This window comes from Pseudomonadota bacterium (assembly GCA_039815145.1).
GTDB lineage: Bacteria > Pseudomonadota > Gammaproteobacteria > Steroidobacterales > JBCBZW01 > JBCBZW01.
In genome coordinates, this window is the sequence record JBCBZW010000003.1 from 14,715 (window position 1) to 33,543 (window position 18,829).

An 18,829-nucleotide genomic window follows, 5' to 3' on the forward strand; every position below is an offset into this window, starting at 1 on the left:
TGGTGAGTGAAGCGGCCGCGCAGTACTGCGTCGCCTGCGGCCATGCGCTGCAGGCGGGCGCCAGCTTCTGTACCGAGTGCGGCCACGAGGTGGGCAAAGCGCCAGCCGCTCAGCATGCGCCGCAGATGCTCGGCGGCGCCTGCACCACGTGCGGTGGCGACGGCAGCGGCCTCGCCGCGAGCCAGGTGTACTGCCCCAGCTGCCGCTGGCTGCGTCCCCTCGGCGAGGATTACTTCGTCGATCTCGATGCCTTCATCTGGCAGATGGACGCCCAGGCCATGCAGGCCCTCAACAGCACCGGCGCGGTGGCGAGCGCCGCGCACTCCATCGCGGAACGCTACGGCCGACCGGTCTTCGAGGCGGCCACCAACGGCATCCGGCTCTCGGAGCGGCAGATGCCCGAGATCTTCGATATCGCGATCCGCGCCGCGCGGCTCCTGTCCCTGACCCACATGCCCGAGGTGTACATCTCCGGCCAGCGCATGTGGGACGTGTACTCCCTCGGTGGCTTCAGCGGCAGCTTCGTCTCGATCGGTAGCGTGCTGATCAACTTCAAGCCGAAGGATCTCCTGTTCCTCATCGCGCGGGAGATGGGCCACGTGCGCGCCGGCCACGTGTACTGGTCGACCGCCATGCAGTTTCTGATGGGGCAGTCCAAGGGTCAGGGCACGATCCTCGGCGAGGGCGTGTTCCAGTTCCTGAACCCGACCAAGATCATCGAGTCGGCGATCGAGGCGCCGATGATGCGCTGGGCGCGCCATTCGCAGATCACGGCGGATCGCGCGGCAGCGCTGGTGACCGGGGATATCGACACGGCCCGACGGGTGCTCACCCAATGGGCCATGAAGTCCTTCCCCGTGGCCGGCAAGATGAACCTCGATGCCTGGCTCGAACAGGAAGCGGCCGCGGACGACCCTTACCTGAAGCTGTCCGAGTGGACCATGTCCACCGAGCCCTACCTGGCGCCGCGCTTGAAGTCCCTGAACGAGTTCGTGCACTCCGACGCCTTCGTCGAGTGGTTCGCCTACATCCAGCACTGGAGCGAGCAGGCAGGCCTGCCATCGCTGGCTGAGGTTGGGGCGAAGAAACCCGCTAAGCGAGGCAAGCCGGCCCCGCCGCCTCCCAACACGGAACGCATCGAATGTCGCGCCTGCGGCGAAGGGATGCGCGTGCCCAACCACGTGCTGGCGGGTGATAAGCCGGTCAACATCCGCTGCCCCAACAAGGCCTGCCGCAAGGTGCTCAGGGTGAAACCGCAGCCGCAGCCGCAAGCAACCGCTCGCGAGGAGTCGGCGCGGACGCGACGGGCGAGGGAGAAGGTCAAGCTCAATTGCGCCGCCTGCGGCGAAGCCATGATGGTGAACCGGGCGGATCTGGCGGGCGATGAGCCGGTCAACGTGCGCTGCCCAAATGCGGCCTGCGGCGAGGTGCTCACGATCAAACCAAAGAAGAAGCGTGATGACGGCCCCGCCGAGCGCCCGGACCTGATGGCTGACTGAGGGAGGACGATCAGATGAGCGAGCGAGATGTACCGCAGGAGTTCGAGGTGTCCCTGGCCGAAGATCGCCATCAGGAAGTGGCGGCAGAAGAGGCGACTGCCGACGAGAGTGCGCTCGAGCGGGCGATGGCCGGTCGCGAGAGTGCGGCCGCGGCGAGTGCCCAGGCCTCGGCAAGCCTCGCCCAGAGTCAGGCCCAGGCGCACGCCAACGCCCAGGCCCAACAGACCCTGGCCGAGGACGAAATCGTCGAGGCCGACCTGCTCGCTGAGGAGCAGGTACACAAGCGGGAGGAGGAGCATCGCCTCGAGGTGGAGATCGCCGAGGATCAGCGACAGGAGGCGCTCGAGGCGCAGGCCGAGGCGGAGGCTGAGCGGCAGGAGGCCGAGGAACGCGCACGGGAGGAAGAGGAAGCCCGAGAGCGCGAGGAAGCCGAGGCGCGCGAGCGGGAAGAGGAGGAGGCCGAGGATGACGAGGACTACGATGGACCCGACGTCTATGTCTGAGCCGATTTACGCGCGCGCCACGCCTAATCAGGCAAGCCCCTAGATCAACCGAGGACACGTCCCATGGCCGAATCACGTTACACCGACATCGATCGACCCGAGCCCGGCACCGCCGAGGCCGTCGAGGCCGAGTACGAAGTTGAACTCGCCGGACTCAACGAGCATGAGACCGCGCAGGTGAAGGAGGCGATCAGCGAGGCGCAGTTCAACGATGAGCTCGATCAGCTGGACGTGAGCGAAGAGGTGCAGCAAGCCCAGTTCGCCGAGGAGGCCCGCGCCGAAGCCGAGACCTTGCGTGAGCAACAGGTGGAGGCGGCCGATGCCGGCAACTACGATGCGGCCCGCGAGCGCGCCGAGCAGGTGCGCGACGAGCTGCGCGAGTCGAGCGAAGAGCACGGCGGCCAGCTGGATACCGCCCTGGCCGAGAACGCCCACGATGTGGAGGTGCTGAACGAGGCGGACTTCCAGCAGGAGAACGCCGAGTTCTTCGAGGACGCGGTGGTGGACATGCCGAGCGGCGAGGGGGCCGACGGTGCCCTGGACGATGCCTGGGACGCGCAGGACGCCGCGGACGATGCTGCCGACGACAGCACCGACTTCGAAGACACGGGCGGTGACAGTTCCATCTACACGGACGTCAGCTAAGGCGGATGAGCACTCGACGGCAGGGGCGCTGGGTCGAGGCGACGCCGGCGGACCCGCAGCGCGCCGAGCAGCGGCGCGCTCAGGTTACGACGCCCCCCGAACAGGCTATCCCGGGCGATGGCAATCCGCCCCTTGAAACGGAGGCGCTCGAGCCGCCGGCGGCACTCACGGTGGCGGGCGAGCGCCTGATCGAGGCCAGGCCTGCGCTCGAGCATGAGGTGGATGACATCGCGGGTGAGGATGTGGCGGTGGCCGATGTCGCCGGCGAGGATCCGAGTCCGGACACCCTGAGCGAAGAGGACTGATCCTCTCGCGATAGCCCCGACTCAGGCGCTCTGCGCGCGGGCGCCGAACTCCGGCCCCTGCGGACCGCCACCATCACTGAGCGCCAGATGCCGCGCTCGGATAAGGGGCTTGCGCTGCTGCTTGCGCTCGTAGAGAGATCTGTCGGCCCGGGTAAGTGCTCTGGAGACGTCCTCGTCCTCCTGCAACCACGTCGTACCGATGCTGCAGCTAACCTCATCGGGCCCGCGACCCAGCTCGCTGGGTAGGGGTAGCGTCAACGTCGTGCACTGGGTCTGCAGCGCGTGTTCGAGGCACTCGGCTTCGCCGTGTTCCGCGCTGATGACGAATGCGAACTCGTCGCCCCCGAAACGCCCGACGATCCCGTAGTCACCGATGAGCTCCCTCAGCGCTTCGCTCACGCGAATCAGGGCGCGGTCGCCGATGTCCAGACCGAAGCTGTCGTTGAGCTCCTTGAAGCGGTCCATGTCGACCATGCCGACCAGGCAACTGCGTGTGGCCGATCGCTCGCCGATCAGGCGAGAGAGCGCGGTGAAGAAGCCTCGGCGATTGTAGGTGCCGGTCAAGGGATCGGTGGTCGAGAGGTGGAGCACGAGGTCCAGCGTACTATCGAGGTGGCCCAGGAGACGAACGATCAGCACGCTGGCGGCGGGCGCCACCACGGCCGGTATCACGCCGGCCAGGACGAACGCGAAGCGCGTGTCCTGCGGTGTGAAAGCGCCCGAGCGGATCTGTGAGCTCAGGCCCACGGCTGTAATGGCCTCGGACATCACGATGGCGAAGATCGTCACGCACGCGATGATGCCGCCGCCGCCGATATCCCGGTACAGGCTCAGCAGGCGACTGTTGAACTTGTCGAGTCCCAGCTCGCGTTCTTCTTGCGTCACGACGCTCTCCCCCGATCAACTCTCTTCGAGGGAGATGCTCGCACCGTCCACAGGCTTTGGGGATGCGGTAGATCGCAGTCTTAGGGTACGTCTGGGGGCGCCGGCGCTTGCCAGTGATCGAAGTGTGATGCTCGTCGAGGGAGGATTCGCTCGCGAGGCGTCTTTTGTAAAGTGAAGTGGATGGTTAGGTGCGCTGCCGACAGGTGCCGTCGGCAGCGCGAGTAGTCGATCAGGACGCGCGGACCTGCACGGTCTCACCGATATCGTTCAGAATATGTCGCAGGTGATCGTAGTCGGGGTGGCGCACACGCATCCAGGCGCCCGCCATGTAGCCGCCCTCCACAGAGCCAGCTGGGGCGCCTGGGCTCGGGATGTTCGCTGCCACGATGTCGTTGTGGTAGCGCTTGCCGATCTCATCGAGACCCTCCACGTGGGTGACGCGGCCGTCGCGATCGGCGCGTAGGGCGATCATGCCGCAGGCGAAGCGGCGCGAGGGACGCTGCACGGTGCGTCCGTGGCATACGGCCATGGCCCAGTCGCGGTAGAGGTCGATGTCGTTGCCGGCGTTGTAGACATCCCACTGGCACACGCCCGGCGGCCGACAGCCGATCTCGGAGAACTTCAATCCCTTCGGCCCGATGAACCACTCCATGTGGGTGGCGGCGGTGGGGATGCCGAGCACCTCGATCACCCGCTGGGCCATCGCCTTGACCTCGTTGTAGCCCTCGGCGTCCACCCGGTTGGTGGCCACCATCTGGGGTGAGATCCAGCGCGTGCGCATGGCCTCGAGCACGTTCGGGTAGTAGTGGGTGATGAACTCGTAGGCGATCTGACCGTTCACAGTGATCGTGTCGAGAAAGCCCTCGTGGCCCTCGATGAATTCCTCCACCGCGGTGGGTGCGCCGCGGTCCACGCCGCTCTCGCTGATGGCCGTCTCGAGCTCTTCCTTGGTGCGCGCCTTCCAGGTGCCGGCGGCGCCGGCAGCGGCGCGCGGCTTCAAGATCACCGGCAGCCCGACCTCGTCGACGAAGTCACGCACTTCCTCGGCGGAGCTGGCACCGGTGGAGAGGGCGCAGGGCACGCCGGCGGCGCGCAGCACCTCCTTCATGGCGGGCTTGTCGCGGCAGAGGTAGGCGGTGCGCGCCGAGACGCCGGGGATGCCGCAGCGCTCGCGCACGTTGGCGGCCGCCTCCACGTGGGCTTCGACGGTGGCTTCCAGGCGATCGACCCACAGGCGCCCTTGAATTCCGCGCACGGCTTCTTCGAGCTGACGCTCGTTCACCACCGAACCGATCTGCACGTAGTCGAACAGCCAGCTCGAGAGCTGCGGGTCGAGCCAGTCCCGCGGCCGCTCGCCGATGCCGATCACCGTGGCGCCGGCTGCGTGCAGGCCGCGCACGAATTCGCGCTGGTTGGCGGGGAAACAGGGTTCGACGAAGATCACGTTCATGGCGTCACCGCAGCGAATGCTGATTTAGTTAGCAAGAGTTATAGGTTTCGCATGCGCGCATACACATGCAGATACTCGCGCGCACGACGGGGCCAGCTGAAGTCGGCGCGCATGCCGTTGTCCATCATCTTGCGCCAGTGATTGGGTTGGCGCCACAGGCTTAGAGCGCGCTCGATGGCCCAGATTACGCCGCCCGAGTCGAAGTGGTCGAAGACGATGCCGTTGCCTTCGCCGGAGCTGGTGTCGTACTGCTCGACCGTGTCGGCGAGGCCGCCCGTACGGCGCACGATGGGTATCGTGCCGTAGTTGAGGCTGTACATCTGGTTCAGGCCGCAGGGCTCGTAGCGCGAGGGCATGAGGAACATGTCCGCGCCAGCCTCGATGAGGTGGGCGAGGCGTTCGTTGTAGCCCCGGTAGAAGCACACGCGGCCGGGGTAGCGGCTCTGGAGGCTGGCGAAGAACTCCTCGTACTTGCCTTCGCCGCTGCCGAGCACGGTCACCTTCATCGGGTGGCGTTCGAGCAGATGGGGCAAGGAGTCGAAGAGGATCTCCAGGCCCTTCTGATAGGTGAGGCGGGTGACCATGCCGAGCACGGGGGTCTTCTCGTCCACGGTCGGGTTGCCGCTGCTGATGCCCAGCGCCTGCAGCAGGGCCACCTTGTTGTCAGCCTTGCCGGCGGGGGCGTCGGCGGAGTAGGGCTGCTCGAGGTGTTCGTCCGTTACGGGGCTCCACACCTGCGTGTCGATGCCGTTCAGAATGCCGACGAAGGTGGCGTGGCGGGCGCGGAGCATCTCGTCGAGGCCCTCGCCGTGCTCGGGCGTTTGCACCTCGCGCGCGTAGGTCGGGCTCACGGTGGTGAGCGCGTGGGCGTGCAGCACGCCGGTCTTCAGGAAGGACATTACGCCGCGGCCGAGATCCTCCTGATGGACCTGGCTGCGGTGCTCGGCGAGGCCCACGTCCGTCACGGCCTGATCGCCGAACCACCCCTGGTAGGCCATGTTGTGGATCGTGAGCAGGGATCGCGCGCGGTAGAACAGGCTGTCCCAGGCGAACAGAGTTCTAAGGTAGAGGGGGATCAAGCCCGTCTGCCAGTCGTGGCAATGGACCACGTCCGGATCGAAGCCCATGCGCTGGCAGCACTGGAGCGCCACGTGGGAGAGCACGGCGAAGCGCAGATGCTCGTCGACGTCGTCGGTGTACAGGCCGCCGCGGTGGTAGAGCACGGGGCAGTCGATCAGGTAGATCCACAGGCCCGACCCCGGCAGGGGCACCGTGTAGACGTTGCACACGTAGTCGTGGGGGCCGAGCTGCACCCGCAGGTTCTGCAGGAACTCGACCGGCACGAAGTAGGCCTGGCTACGATCGATCGTGTCGTAGAGGGGCATGAAGATGCGCTGCTCGACCCCGAGGTCGTGCAGATGCCGCGGCAGGGCCGCCGCCACATCGCCGAGACCGCCCGCCTTGGCGAAGGGGGCCATCTCGGAGGTGACGTGAACGACGCGCAGGGTGGCGTCGCGGTTCTCCTCGCTCATCGCCTCAGGCCGCGCCGCCTTCCTCGGCCAGGTAGCGCTGGATGCGGTTCCAGAACAGCTCCGTGAACTCCTCGTGCTCGTGCTCGGGGAACAGGGCCTTTACCTTCTGGTTCACCGCGTCCTGCGCCATCGGCGAGGAGAAGAACTCGGCCGCCACCTCATCCAGGTGCGAGAGATGCTTGGCGCAGAACTCCTCGAAGCGATCGGTCTCGAAGCGCTGGTGGGCGATCTTGGCGTAGGCGCGCAGGCGCTCGCGGTAGGGCAGGTCCTGCTCGGCGATCTTGTAGTAGGGGTCGAAGTTCAGGTTGGAGTGGAAACGACGATCCGTCGCCGCGCAGAAGATCGACCAGCGCAGGTTGGCCTTGATCAACCACGGGAAGTGGTAGTGCAGGGAGGTGACCTGCGAGTCCGGGCAGGCGTTGGCGTAGTCGATCGGGTGCCACACGGTGCCCTGGCGCAGGGCCTCGCAGCTGTTGAAGTCCCAGCCGAAGAAGCTGTTGATGGTGAGCGTCATGTCCTCGAGCAGGGAGGCGTCCTCGGCGCTCAGGAAGTCGTGGTCCATCGTGTAGCGGTCGTGCAGGGGCGCGCTCGGGGCGTAGTTGACCAGGCGGATCTGGGGGCCCAAGCCGACGGCGCGGATGTAGAAATCGTGAGGAAGCACGGCCTTCTGCACGTTCATCACGGTCTTGCCGCTGGCGTCGTAGGCTGCGCGCAGCTGCTCCGAGTTGTCGGCTTTGGTGACGCCGACCCAGCCGCCGCCGTGGTAGGGCTTCATGAAGACGGGGTAGCCGATCTTCTCGCCGATCTCGTCGAGATCGAAGAGCTTGGCGTAGCGCTCTAGGGTGACGTCGAGGTCCGCCGAGCTCTCGTACTCCTTGGCCGGGATCATCCAGGTGCGCGGCACGGGGAGCCCTAAGCGCATCATGGCGCAGTAGGTGGTCTGCTTCTCCATGGACTGCAACGACCAGGGATTGTTGTAGACGTACAGGTCGTCGAGGATCACCGACTTCTTGATCCACTCGCGGGTGGGCGAGTACCAGTGCGTCAGGCGGTCGATCACCACCTCGTACTTGCAGGGCTGCTGCAGGTCGAAGGGCTCGATGGTCACCCGCTCGCTCTCGAAGCGCAGGGTGTCGCCGCCCATGGGCACGCGCAGGTCGAGGCGCTGCAGAATCTCCTCGTAGCAGATCGGCCAGCACACGTCGGCCCCGAGCGAGAGCCCAATCAGTCTCGTTACCTCAGCCACAGTTCTCTCCCCTTAGCCATTGATGCCGGCGCCGCAACAAGCCCCGCGGGCGCCGCGAAGTGTCCGTTATTCGTAGGTCATCCAGAGGGGCCCGGGGAACAGCCAGCTGAGCGCGTCCTGCAGGCGATCGCGCCAGTTCTCCCAGTTATGGCCATCTCGCACCTCACGGTAGCGGATGTCCGGCCCCTTGTCCTGCAGGAACGCGATCATGGCGCGGTTCTCGCGGATCAGTGATTCGTAGACCCCACAACTGATGAACATGCGGTCGGCGGGCAGGCCCGGGGCCGCGCGCCACTCGTTCATGAAGCGGACCACGGGGTCGAAGACCTCGCCGCGGTCGTGGTGGCCGATGTCCGTGAAGGCGAAGGAACCCGACTGCAGCAGCAGGTTGCCGAAGACGCCCGGGTGGCGCCACGCGGTGTAGAGCGAGGCGACGCCGCCGAAGCTCGCGCCCATCAGGGCGCGGGCGGCGGGCGTGTCGCGCAGGGGCAGGCGCGAGGTGAGCGTCGGCACCAACTCCTCGGCGATGAAGCGCGCGTGGCGGTCGTCGGCGGCGTACTCGCGCAGGCGGTCCGGCGACTGGGTGAGGGCGACGATCATCGGCTCGATCTCGAGGCGATGGGTCAGGTTGTCGAGCACGGCGTGCAGGTCGGCGAAGCGCAGGAAATCGTCGCCGTCGTGCACCACCAGCAGCGGGTACTGGCGGCTGCGACGAAAGCGCGCCGGCAAGTAGAGGCGTACCCGTCGGGTGTCGCCGAAGGCGGCGGAGGGGATCCCGATCTCCTCCAGCGAGCCGTGGCGGGACTCGGCGTTGGGAATGGACCAGTCGGGCCGCTCGTAGCCGTGGGCCTGGCAGACGGAGTTGGCGCCGAAGGGATCCTCCGCAAGCGCCGGGTTGAGCGGGTCTAAGATCCAGCGCGTGCCGCCCTCTTCCTGCTCCAGTTCGATCTTGTACTCGACGCGCGAGCCCGGCGGCAGGTCCATGCGCACCCACCACAGCTCCGTGCCCTCGATGGCGTGCAGCGGCTCCGCGTGGGGCAGGCCGAAGCCGAAGTGGCGAAGGCGCACGGCCTTGGCCCGTCCCCGGTAGAGGAAGGTGACGCCGAGGGGGTCGCTCACGGGCCATTCGTGCTCGGCGATGAACGCGTCGAGGCGTTCAGGGCTCGGGTTGCCGTCGGCCAGCAGGGGCTGCAAGAAGTCCGGTAGGGCCACCGTGTTCGATGGGCTCATGGGGAGCTCTCCATGGTGGCCGTGATCACCGTCCCGCGGGCATGCAGGCGTTGGCAGGCGTCGATCGACTGCCAGCCGCGCTCGTCGCCGAGGATGCGCGAGCCGGCATCCAGGGTGATGGCCGGGTCGGGCCCGAAGCGGCGGGCCATGAGGGCGACGCGCTCGGGGTCGTTCAGGCGCAGGCGCTCCCGAGCATGAGGCAGGGGCAGCAGCGCCGGCAGCAGGTCGAGGCCGGCATCGAGGACTTCGGCGTAGCCCGGGCCCTGGGGCGGCGAGTCATGGAACAGGACGATGCGTCGGGAGAGGGCCATCGCCCCCGCGGACCATGCGACGATCGGCTTGCGGGCGATGATCTCGCCGAGGCCGAACAAGCGCAGGCGCCCGATCAGGGTGCTGACATGACCGCCCGCCACCAGCACCGCCTTCGCCTTCTCGACCTCCTCGGCGATGCGCTCGCGGACCGGCGCCAGCGTGGGGTGGCGGCTCGGGTCCCAGGTTTGGTCGAAATTCGCATGCACGTCTTTGATGTGGCGCAGGTGCTGGCGGTCCAGATTGCGCAGGGTGTTGATCGCGGCCCGCCGCTCCCGTTGCACGATTTGCGCATCGCCCGTTGCGCCCAGCATCTCCACCGCGGCTGCGGCGGCATGGTTGAGGCGCTTGCGGTAGAGGGACTGCAGCAGGCGCAGCTTGTCCTGGCGCGCCCGGTGCGCGTGGAACAGGCTGGGATCTGCGCGGAACGCCTCATTGACCGCCTCGTACAGGCGCAGATCGGTGCAGGGCCGATCGATATGGCCGACCAGCTCATCGAGTTCGCCCTCGCGCTCCTGCCAGCCCGCGGTCACGGCGCACACGGGCCCGTCGATGGCGAGCGCATCGAGGGTTTGGGCCAGGTTGGGCAGATGACGTTGCGGGCCGAGAACGGCGATAGCTGGCATGGCGGCGCGGCGGATCTAGCGGTGACGGGGACGCGAGCTAAGGCTCGCCGGGCGCGATGGTAGGGGCGAGCTCGGGCGGCGGTCAAACCGCCGTCGGGCCCGTGGCATACTCGCCCTCCCGCGACTGCGCCACCGCTGTGGTGAAGGCGCGCCGAACTGCCGTGTGTCCCGGAGTCGATCTTGAACCTAGCAAGTCCATTGTCTCGCGGCGGCGCAACGCTGCTCAGCGCCCTGCTGCTCGCCGCCCCCGCCCTCGCCTGCGACGCCGACAACGGCGGTATCGCCCTGCCGGCAGGCTTCTGCGCGACGGTCTTCGCCGATGAGGTGGGCCGCGCCCGGCGCCTGGTGGCCGCGCCGAACGGCGTCGTGTATGTGGCCAACCAGAATAGCGGTGGCGACGGCATCGTCGCCTTGCAGGACGTCGACGGCGACGGCAGGGCCGACCGTCGCGCCAGCTTCGCCGCGCCGGGCGGCGGCGGTCTGGGGTTGCGCGGGGGTTGGCTCTACTACGGGCTCGACGATCGCATCGTCCGCTATGCCCTGCCGCCGAAGGGCCGGCTGGTGCCCGCCGCGAAGGCCGAGGTGGTGGTGAGCGGCTTCCCGAGCCAGCGCCAGCACGCCACCAAGACTTTCGCCTTCGACGGCGAAGGGCATCTCTACGTCAACGTCGGAGCGCCGTCGAACGCCTGCCAGCGCGAGATGCGCCAGGCAGGCTCACCGGGCCTCGACCCCTGTCCGCAGCTGGAGCGGCAGGCGGGTATCTGGCGCTTCAGCGCGGATCGCCTCGGCCAGACACAGCAGCGCGACGGCGAACGCTACGCGAGTGGTATCCGCAATGCCGTCGCCATCACCTGGGACGACGCCGGCGATCGCCTCTACGTGGTTCAGCACGGACGCGACCAGCTCGCCGAGCTTTGGCCCAAGTCCTTCACGGATGCGCAACGCGCCGAGCTCCCCGCCGAGGAGCTGTTCGCCGTGGCCCAGGGCGATGACTTCGGCTGGCCCTACTGTTACTACGACCCCATGGCGCGGTCGAAGCGCTTGTCGCCCGAGTATGGAGGCGATGGCAAGGCCGTCGGCCGCTGCGAAGATGCGGTGTCGCCGGTGGTGGCCTTCCCGGCCCATTGGGCGCCCAACGACATCGTCTTCTACCACGGCGAGCAGTTTCCGCCCGCCTACCGCGGCGGGGCCTTCGTCGCCTTCCACGGCTCCTGGAATCGCCAGCCCTTCGAGCAAAAGGGATTTCGCGTGACCTTCGTGGCCGGCCAAGAGGCGGGTCTGGCGTCGACCTACGATGACTTCGCCACCGGCTTCGTCGGCCGCCAGGGCATCACCTCGCCCGGCCAGGCCCGCCATCGCCCGGCCGGCTTGGCCGTCGACGCCGAAGGCGCGCTCTACATCGCGGATTCCAACGGTGGCCGTATCTGGCGTGTGACCTACGCGGCGGCCGGTGCCAGCGCTGCGGTGGCGCGCGACAGCGAGGGCAGCCGGTGAGCGCGGTGGGCAGCTTCTTCAGCGACAACGAGGGCACGGTCGCGGCGCCGATCATGCAGGCACTGCAGGCGGTCAACGTCGATGCCGTGCACTCCTACGGCGAGGACCCCACGACGGCCGCCCTGGAGGCGCGCCTTCGCGACTGGTTCGAACGCGACGACCTGCAGGTGTTTCCGGTGGTCACCGGGACGGCGGCCAACGCCCTCGCCGCGGCCCAGCTGGTGCCTCCCTACGGCGCCCTCTACTGCCAGCAGCACGCGCACGTGAACACGGACGAGTGCGGTGCGCCGGAGTTCTACACCGCCGGGGCCAAGCTCACCGGCGTGGACGGGGCCCACGGCAAGATCGATGCGCAGGCCTTCGCCCGCGTGCTCTCGACGGCCGGTGACCTGGGTGTCCACGAGGTGCGCCCGTCCGCCCTCACCCTGACCCAGGGCACGGAGCTCGGCACCGTCTACACCCAAGGCGAGGTGCAGGCCCTCGCCGATCTCGCCCGCGGCCGCGGCCTCGGCGTGCACATGGACGGCGCCCGCTTCGCCAACGCCCTGGTGCACCTGGGCTGCAGCCCCGCCGACATCACCTGGCGCTTGGGCGTCGATATGCTCTCGCTCGGCGCCACCAAGAACGGCGCCATGGCCGCCGAAGCATTGATCACCTTCGGTGGCGAACAACATCGTGAGGCACTCGCCTATCGGCGCAAGCGTGCGGGCCACCTCCTGTCCAAGCAGCGCTACGTGTCCGCCCAGCTGCTCGCGTGGCTGGAGGACGACCTGTGGCGGGAGCTGGCGGCGCGCGCCAACCGTGGCGCCCAACGCCTCAGCGCCGGCTTGGACAGCCTGCCCGGCGTGACGGTGGCACACCCTACCCAGATCAACGAGGTCTTCGCCGTGATGCCCCCGCCCCTCGTGGCCGGGCTGCACGAACAGGGTTTCGGCTTCTACGACTGGCCGGGCGGCGAGGCCAACCTGCACCGCCTGGTGGTGAGGTGGGATACGCCCGACGAGCATATCGATGCGCTGCTCGACAGCGCGCGACGGCTCGTCGAGTGACGGATGACATCGACTCGAACCAACGAGAAGGAGCTTTGATGAACGAGCAAACGACGCGCGCCCTCGGCGCCGTGGCGGTGGCCCTCGCAGCCGCCTCCGTCCTCATGACGGCACCCGCCAGCGCCGAGCACTTCGAAGGCCTCGCGGTCGCCACCTGGGGCGATCATCGCGCCGAGGGCAACCGTGAACGCAATCGCTACCGCCATCCCATCGAGACCCTCACCTTCCTAGGTGTGGCGCCGACCATGACCGTGGCCGAAGTCAGCCCCGGCGGCGGCTGGTACACGGAGATCCTGGCGCCCTACCTGCGCGAGCAGGGCAAGCTCTACGCCGCCGCCTACGACCCGCAGAGCGAAGGGGAGTACTACCGCAACAGCGCCAGTCGTTTCCGCGAGAAGCTGGCAGCGCACCCGGAGGTCTACGACAAGGTGGCGCTCACGGTGTTCGAGCCTCCGAGCAAGCTCGAGGTGGCGCCCGACGGCAGCGCGGATGTGGTGCTGACTTTCCGTAACATGCACGGCTGGCTCAGAAACGACACGGCGCGGGCCGCTTTGGATGCGATGCACCGCGCACTCAAGCCGGGGGGCGTCCTCGGTGTGGTGCAGCATCGCGGCCAGCCGGGAAATCCCGCCCATCGCTCCGGCGACGAAGGCTACCTCGACCAGAATTACGTAATCGGCTTTATCGAGGCGGCCGGTTTCGAGCTGGTCGATAGCAGCGAGATCAACGCAAATCCCGCCGATCCGAAGGATCATTCCGTGGGCGTGTGGGCCCTGCCGCCCTCGCTCGAGCTCGGGGACCAGGATCGCGAGCGCTACCTGCGCATCGGCGAGAGCGATCGCATGACCTTGAAGTTCGTCAAGCGCTGAGATCGGCGGTACGCCGGCGCTGACGAACGGTCAGCGCCGGATCGCCTTGTCGGCGTGTCCCAGCAGTTGCTTAGTTTTCGGAAATACGCGAATCTGCCGCAATGAGCACGGATCCACACCTTGAACACTTCGGCCTCAGCGAGCCGCCCTTCTTGCTCGCTCCGGATCCGGAGTTCCTGCACCTGAGCACCCAGCATTCGCTGGCCCAGGCGTACCTGAGCTACGCCCTGCTCAACCGCGACAGCTTCGTGATGCTCACGGGCGAGACCGGCACCGGCAAGACCACGCTGATCAACAAGCTGATCGCCTCGGCCGGGCAGAAGGTGGTGATTGCGCGTATCGCCCATTCCCAGCTCACGCCGCTCGAGCTGCTGCAGTCGGTGTTGCTCGGCTTCGGTATCCGCGCCTTCGACAAGCAGAAGGTTGAACTGCTGACCATGCTCGAGGACTACATCAACGAGCAGTACCAGCAGAAGCGCCAGGTGCTGATCGTGGTGGACGACGCCCACAACCTCGGCGTCGACGTGCTGGAGGAGATCCGCCTGGTCACCCAGCTGGTGACGCGTAAGGACGCGGCGGTGAACTTGATCCTGAGCGGGCGTCCGTCGCTTCGCGACGTGCTCGAGTTGCCCGTGCTGGAGCAGCTTCGCCAACGCATCCGCTTCAACTTCCAATTGAAGCCCCTGTCGGCCCAGGAGACGGCGGAGTACATCGCCCGTCGCCTGCAGGTGGCCGGGGCGGAGCGCGAGCTGTTCCCGGCGCAGTGCGTGGAGACCATCTACGAGTACACCGGGGGCATCCCGCGCCTGATCAACATCCTCTGCGACACGGCCCTGATGTCCGCCTACACCGAGGGCGAGCCCGACGTGCAAGCGGCCACCCTGCGCGCGGCCATCGAAGAGCTCGACTGGCATCCCGTGCAAGATCTCGGTGACCAGGATGACGTGGACGCCACGGGCTTCGATCACGAGGCGGCCGAGCCCCTCGATCTGCCCTTGCCCGATGATGACGTGGAACTCGCCGAGGACATCGATCGCTCCATCGCGAGCCTCGCGAGCCTTCGCGGCGGCGGTTCCCAGGAAGCGCGCGCCGCTGCGGCCAACAGTCCGCCGCGCACGGAGACGCGAGCGTCGTTCCAGCTGTTTCTCGACGACGACGCGGTCGCCGAGCACCGCCTCACGGGCGAGCGACTCACGATCGGGCGCGATCAGGACAACGACATCCAGATCAATGCCGAGTACGTGAGTCGACACCACGCCCAGGTCAGCTGGTTGCGCGGCGGTTGCTGGATCGCCGATCTGAACAGCACCAACGGCACCTTCGTCAACGGCTTGCGCGTACGTCGCCGGCTGCTGCGCGACGGCGATGAGATTCAGTTCGGCCGTCACCGCCTGCGCGTGCACTGCGCATCCCCCTCCGCCGAAGCGGTGGAGGTCGACAATGACGATCGCTGGCGGGAGACGTTGGTGATCTCGGAAGAGCAGGCGCAGAAGGCCTGACGCTGACTGGCTCGGCGTCCTGGCCGGGCCGTAATTCCGCCTCGCCTTTAGCTCATCGCCCGCGTGAGCCGGTGGAACGTCACCTCAGCAGGGCAGTTCAAGCGCAGGCGCAATGGCGTCGCGCCGCAGCCAGCAGAGGTATAGCCGCTCAATCCGCGATGACGCCAGCTTCCCCTGGATACCTTGGCGGGTGCGCTCACAGTGTTCACCAGCGGTTGGCCGTTGGGCAGGCAGAGCTGGCCGCCGTGCGTGTGGCCGCACAGCATCGCCTGGAAGCCTGCGCGCGCCGCCCGACGGTAGATCTCCGGCGAGTGGGCGAGCAGCACGCTCGTCGCGCCGGCGGGAATGCACTGCAGGGCGGCATCCACGTCATCGGCCTTGAAGTAGGCCGGATCATCCACCCCCGCGAGGTAGAGGCGATCGCTGCCGTAGGTGAGCGCGACGCTCTCGTTGACCAGCACGCGCAGTCCCAGCTGTTCCAGGCGGGGGACGACCCACAGGGAGTCTTCATCGCCGAGCACGGCGAAGGCCGGGCCGCCGTGCTGGTCCAGCACCCGTGCCAGGGCGGCCAGGGCAGCGTCCGCCCGCGCCGGGGACAGTGCGCTGGTGAACAGATCCCCGGTGAGCACCAGGGCGTTGCTCGGCGCCGCAGCCACGGCCGAACCGAGGGCACCGACGCAGAGGCCCGAGCAGAGATCGAGGTGCAGGTCGGAGACGTGGGCGAGGGTGAGGCCTTCCAGCGCGTCGGGCAGCTTCTCCAGCGCCAGCGCGTGGTGCACCACGCGCGGCGGCTGCCGGTCGGTGGTCCTCCCGAGTCCTGTGAAGCGTGCGAGGCGCGCGAGCATGGAGACCGGGGTCAGGACGCTCCTGCCGGCGCCGTTACGCACCTTGCCGGGCTCAGCAGCGGGGCGTTTCGCCTCCAGGCTGAGGCGGTAGCGGGCGTGCAGAAAGCCCACGCGGGACTCCAGGCTCGAGCCCCGAGCCGCTTTGTTCCCAAGCGGCAGGCCGGCGACCTCGTCGCTCCACAGCATTGTCGCCACGTCACCGGGCGCCGGCGCAAACCGACCTACCCGGTGCTCTTCCCCTCGCACCGAATCAGGCATGTAGTCCACTGATTTATTTATGATTTCCTGAGTTCTATTACACTCAGGCTACCCCCCAAAGGCAGGCTGTCATCGTGCCGTAAGACGGGCAGCAGTGGAACCCCTAATCGGACACTAGGCATCGAGCAACGCCGCCACGTGGGCGCAGGCGCTGCTGGCCAGGGCCTGCAGGTCGTAGCCCCCCTCGAGCGCTGAGACGACGCCCCGGGCACCGACCTCGCGTGACAGCCCGGCGAGGGCGCTGGTCAGCCAGGCGTAGTCGCTCTCCTCGAAGGAGAGTCCGCCCAGGGGGTCGCGCCGATGGGCGTCGAAGCCCGCCGAGATCAGGAGGAGTTCGGGTGCGTGGGCGCGCAGGGCGGGTGCCCACTCCCTGTCCCAGGCCTCGCGCAGCGCCGCGCCGCCCGCGCCTGGGCGCAACGGGACGTTCACCATGCGGCCCGGGATGTTGGCTGCGACCTGGTAGGGATAGAGGGGAGATTGGTACAGGGAGCACATGAGCAGTTGCGGATCCTGGCAGTCTGCCAAGATGTGCTCTGTGCCATTGCCGTGGTGGACGTCGAAATCGAATACTGCGACTCGGTTCAGACCATGGGCGTGAACGGCGTGCAGCGCCGCCACGGCAATATTGTTGAACAGACAGAACCCCATCGCCTTGGCGCGCTCGGCGTGGTGCCCGGGTGGACGCACGTTGCAGAAGGCTGCTTCGGCCCGGCCCCCGAGCACCTCGTCGACGGCAGCTACCGCGGCACCGGCCGCATGCAGCGCCGCGTCGAGGGTGGCGGGCATCATGGAGGTATCGCCATCGAGGTGGACCCGGCCGTCCGCTGGCGCCGCTGCGAAAATCGCCTCCACGTGTTCGCTCGTGTGGGCTCGTCGCAGCTGTTCCCGCGTGGCGCTGGGGGCGGGGAGGCGTTGCTCCACCCGCGCCAGCAAGCCTCGCTCGGTCGCAGCCGCTTCGATGATCTCCAGGCGCGCAGGGACTTCGGGGTTACCGACTTCGTTTTCGTGAGCGATGCAAGAGGGGTGCGTCAGCCATAGGGTCTGCAATGTGCTTACCTCGCTTAGGTGTGGCGCCGATTCGGGCGCTGCTCAGGGCCTGGTGAACGGGTCGCGGTGGCGCCGATTTCGGTGTCCCCGCGGCCGTGGGACCCGGTTGCGAACCGGTCGTCGGGCTGGTTGCTCTGGCGTCGTTCCACTACACTGACGCACTGCACTGCGTGGGTTGCGTCGGACCCGCGTCCCGAGCGCGATCCCCGCCTCGGGTTTTGTCAGAGGACTTTTGATGACTGAAATGGTAACGGTGAAGCTGGCCGACGGCAGGGAAGTCCAACTCCCCGTACGCCACGGTACGTCGGGCGCGCCGGTCATTGATATCTCCCGCTTGCCCGCCGAATCCGGCCACTTCACGTTGGATCCGGGGTTCGTGGCGACCGCAAGCTGCGAAAGCGCCATCACCTACCTCGACGGTTCCGCAGGTGAGCTGCTCTACCGCGGCTACCCCATCGAGCAGCTGGCCGAGCAATGCTCGTACCTGGAGGTCTGCTACCTCCTGCTCTACGGGGAACTGCCCAACCGCACGGAGCACGATGACTTCGTGGACCTCATCACCCACCACACGATGATCAACGAAGGCGTTCGCCGCTTCCTCGACGGTTTCCGCTACGACGCGCACCCAATGGCAATGATGACCGCCAGTGTCGCCTCGCTTTCCGCGTTTTATCACGACACGCTCGACATCAACAATCCGCAGCATCGCAAGATCACGGCGCACCGTTTGATCGCCAAGATGCCCACCATCGCCGCCGCGGCCTACAAGCACAGCATCAGTGAGCCTGTGATGTACCCGCGCAACGATCTCAGCTACTGCGGCAACATGCTGTACATGATGTACGCCCGTCCGCCGATGGACTACGAGGTGGATCCGGTGGCCGAGAAGGCCATGGACGTGCTGTTCATCCTGCATGCGGATCACGAGCAGAACGCCTCGACCTCCACCGTGCGCCTGGCGGGCTCGTCGGAGGCTAATCCCTACGGGGCGATCGCCGCGGGCCTCGCCAGCCTGTGGGGTCCGGCCCACGGCGGCGCGAACGAAGCCGTGCTTCGTATGCTCAACGAGATCGGTGACGTCAGCAATATCGATAAGTACGTGGCGAAGGCTAAGGACCGAAACGATCCCTTCCGGCTCATGGGCTTCGGTCACCGCGTCTACAAGAACTACGATCCGCGGGCCAAGATCATTCGCCGCATCGCCCATGAGGTGTTGGCCAAGTACGGCAATGACCCACGCATGGAGCTGGCGATGCGCTTGGAGGAAATCGCCCTCAAGGACGAGTTCTTCATCGAACGCAAGCTCTACCCGAACGTCGACTTCTACAGCGGCATCATCTACCAGGCCCTGGGCGTGCCCGTGAGCATGTTCACGGTCATGTTCGCCATCGGGCGTACCGTGGGGTGGATGGCGCACTGGATGGAAATGACCTCGGATCCGAAACGGAAGATCGGTCGCCCGCGGCAGCTGTACACCGGCGCTGCGGAGCGTCCCGTGACAGCCATGGACGAGCGCGGCTAAGGCCAGGTGGGTCGGC

The 18,829-nt window shown here is 67.3% G+C and carries 17 protein-coding genes; 9 read left to right on the plus strand and 8 right to left on the minus strand.

Annotated features, from left to right (window positions below):
- Positions 1–2: 2 nt before the first annotated feature.
- From AAF184_01900 to AAF184_01915, 4 genes are all read left to right on the plus strand, one after another.
- Complete coding sequence (locus AAF184_01900) at positions 3–1,499, plus strand: M48 family metalloprotease (GenBank protein MEO0421058.1); 1,497 nt, start codon at positions 3–5, stop codon at positions 1,497–1,499.
- 14 nt (positions 1,500–1,513) lie between these two features.
- Complete coding sequence (locus AAF184_01905) at positions 1,514–2,002, plus strand: hypothetical protein (GenBank protein MEO0421059.1); 489 nt, start codon at positions 1,514–1,516, stop codon at positions 2,000–2,002.
- A 63-nt stretch (positions 2,003–2,065) separates the two neighbouring features.
- Positions 2,066–2,647 (plus strand): hypothetical protein, encoded by a 582-nt coding sequence (locus AAF184_01910; protein MEO0421060.1) that lies wholly within the window; start codon positions 2,066–2,068, stop codon positions 2,645–2,647.
- 5 nt (positions 2,648–2,652) lie between these two features.
- Entirely contained in the window at positions 2,653–2,952 is a 300-nt protein-coding gene (locus AAF184_01915) for a hypothetical protein (protein ID MEO0421061.1), read from the plus strand.
- 21 nt (positions 2,953–2,973) lie between these two features.
- On the opposite strand, the gene AAF184_01920 is transcribed toward AAF184_01915, so the two are convergent.
- From AAF184_01920 to AAF184_01945, 6 genes are all read right to left on the minus strand, one after another.
- Positions 2,974–3,837 (minus strand): GGDEF domain-containing protein, encoded by an 864-nt coding sequence (locus AAF184_01920; GenBank protein ID MEO0421062.1) that lies wholly within the window; start codon positions 3,835–3,837, stop codon positions 2,974–2,976.
- Positions 3,838–4,066: 229 nt separating this feature from the next.
- Positions 4,067–5,287 carry an ATP-grasp domain-containing protein gene (locus AAF184_01925; GenBank protein MEO0421063.1) on the minus strand — a complete coding sequence of 407 codons (1,221 nt, stop codon included), beginning with the start codon at positions 5,285–5,287 and terminating at the stop codon, positions 4,067–4,069.
- 38 nt (positions 5,288–5,325) lie between these two features.
- The gene (gene glgA, locus AAF184_01930; protein ID MEO0421064.1) at positions 5,326–6,819 is read right to left on the minus strand and encodes a glycogen synthase GlgA; all 1,494 of its coding nucleotides are present in this window, start codon (positions 6,817–6,819) and stop codon (positions 5,326–5,328) included.
- Positions 6,820–6,823: 4 nt separating this feature from the next.
- Positions 6,824–8,065 carry a hypothetical protein gene (locus tag AAF184_01935; protein ID MEO0421065.1) on the minus strand — a complete coding sequence of 414 codons (1,242 nt, stop codon included), beginning with the start codon at positions 8,063–8,065 and terminating at the stop codon, positions 6,824–6,826.
- 66 nt (positions 8,066–8,131) lie between these two features.
- Positions 8,132–9,295: an alpha/beta hydrolase-fold protein gene (locus AAF184_01940; GenBank protein ID MEO0421066.1), complete on the minus strand. Its 1,164-nt coding sequence runs from the start codon at positions 9,293–9,295 to the stop codon at positions 8,132–8,134.
- Positions 9,292–10,230, minus strand: coding sequence for a Type 1 glutamine amidotransferase-like domain-containing protein (locus AAF184_01945; protein ID MEO0421067.1), 939 nt, complete (start codon positions 10,228–10,230; stop codon positions 9,292–9,294). Before AAF184_01945 ends, AAF184_01940 begins: the two co-directional genes overlap by 4 nt.
- Positions 10,231–10,410: 180 nt before the next feature.
- Here AAF184_01945 and AAF184_01950 point away from each other — a divergent pair, with 180 nt between their 5' ends.
- From AAF184_01950 to AAF184_01965, 4 genes are all read left to right on the plus strand, one after another.
- Entirely contained in the window at positions 10,411–11,724 is a 1,314-nt protein-coding gene (locus AAF184_01950) for a PQQ-dependent sugar dehydrogenase (GenBank protein MEO0421068.1), read from the plus strand.
- The gene (locus AAF184_01955; protein MEO0421069.1) at positions 11,721–12,773 is read left to right on the plus strand and encodes a beta-eliminating lyase-related protein; all 1,053 of its coding nucleotides are present in this window, start codon (positions 11,721–11,723) and stop codon (positions 12,771–12,773) included. Before AAF184_01950 ends, AAF184_01955 begins: the two co-directional genes overlap by 4 nt.
- Before the next feature lie 38 nt (positions 12,774–12,811).
- Complete coding sequence (locus AAF184_01960) at positions 12,812–13,642, plus strand: methyltransferase domain-containing protein (protein ID MEO0421070.1); 831 nt, start codon at positions 12,812–12,814, stop codon at positions 13,640–13,642.
- Positions 13,643–13,743: 101 nt separating this feature from the next.
- Positions 13,744–15,141, plus strand: a complete 1,398-nt coding sequence (locus AAF184_01965; GenBank protein MEO0421071.1) for an AAA family ATPase — start codon at positions 13,744–13,746, stop codon at positions 15,139–15,141.
- 47 nt (positions 15,142–15,188) lie between these two features.
- Here the strand turns inward: AAF184_01965 and AAF184_01970 are convergent, their stop codons facing one another.
- Complete coding sequence (locus tag AAF184_01970) at positions 15,189–16,172, minus strand: metallophosphoesterase (protein ID MEO0421072.1); 984 nt, start codon at positions 16,170–16,172, stop codon at positions 15,189–15,191.
- 186 nt (positions 16,173–16,358) lie between these two features.
- A complete protein-coding gene (locus AAF184_01975) occupies positions 16,359–17,291 on the minus strand; it encodes a histone deacetylase family protein (protein MEO0421073.1) in 933 nt (310 codons plus the stop codon).
- Between the two features lie 235 nt (positions 17,292–17,526).
- Here AAF184_01975 and AAF184_01980 point away from each other — a divergent pair, with 235 nt between their 5' ends.
- Positions 17,527–18,813 (plus strand): citrate synthase, encoded by a 1,287-nt coding sequence (locus AAF184_01980; protein ID MEO0421074.1) that lies wholly within the window; start codon positions 17,527–17,529, stop codon positions 18,811–18,813.
- The last annotated feature ends 16 nt before the right edge of the window (positions 18,814–18,829 follow it).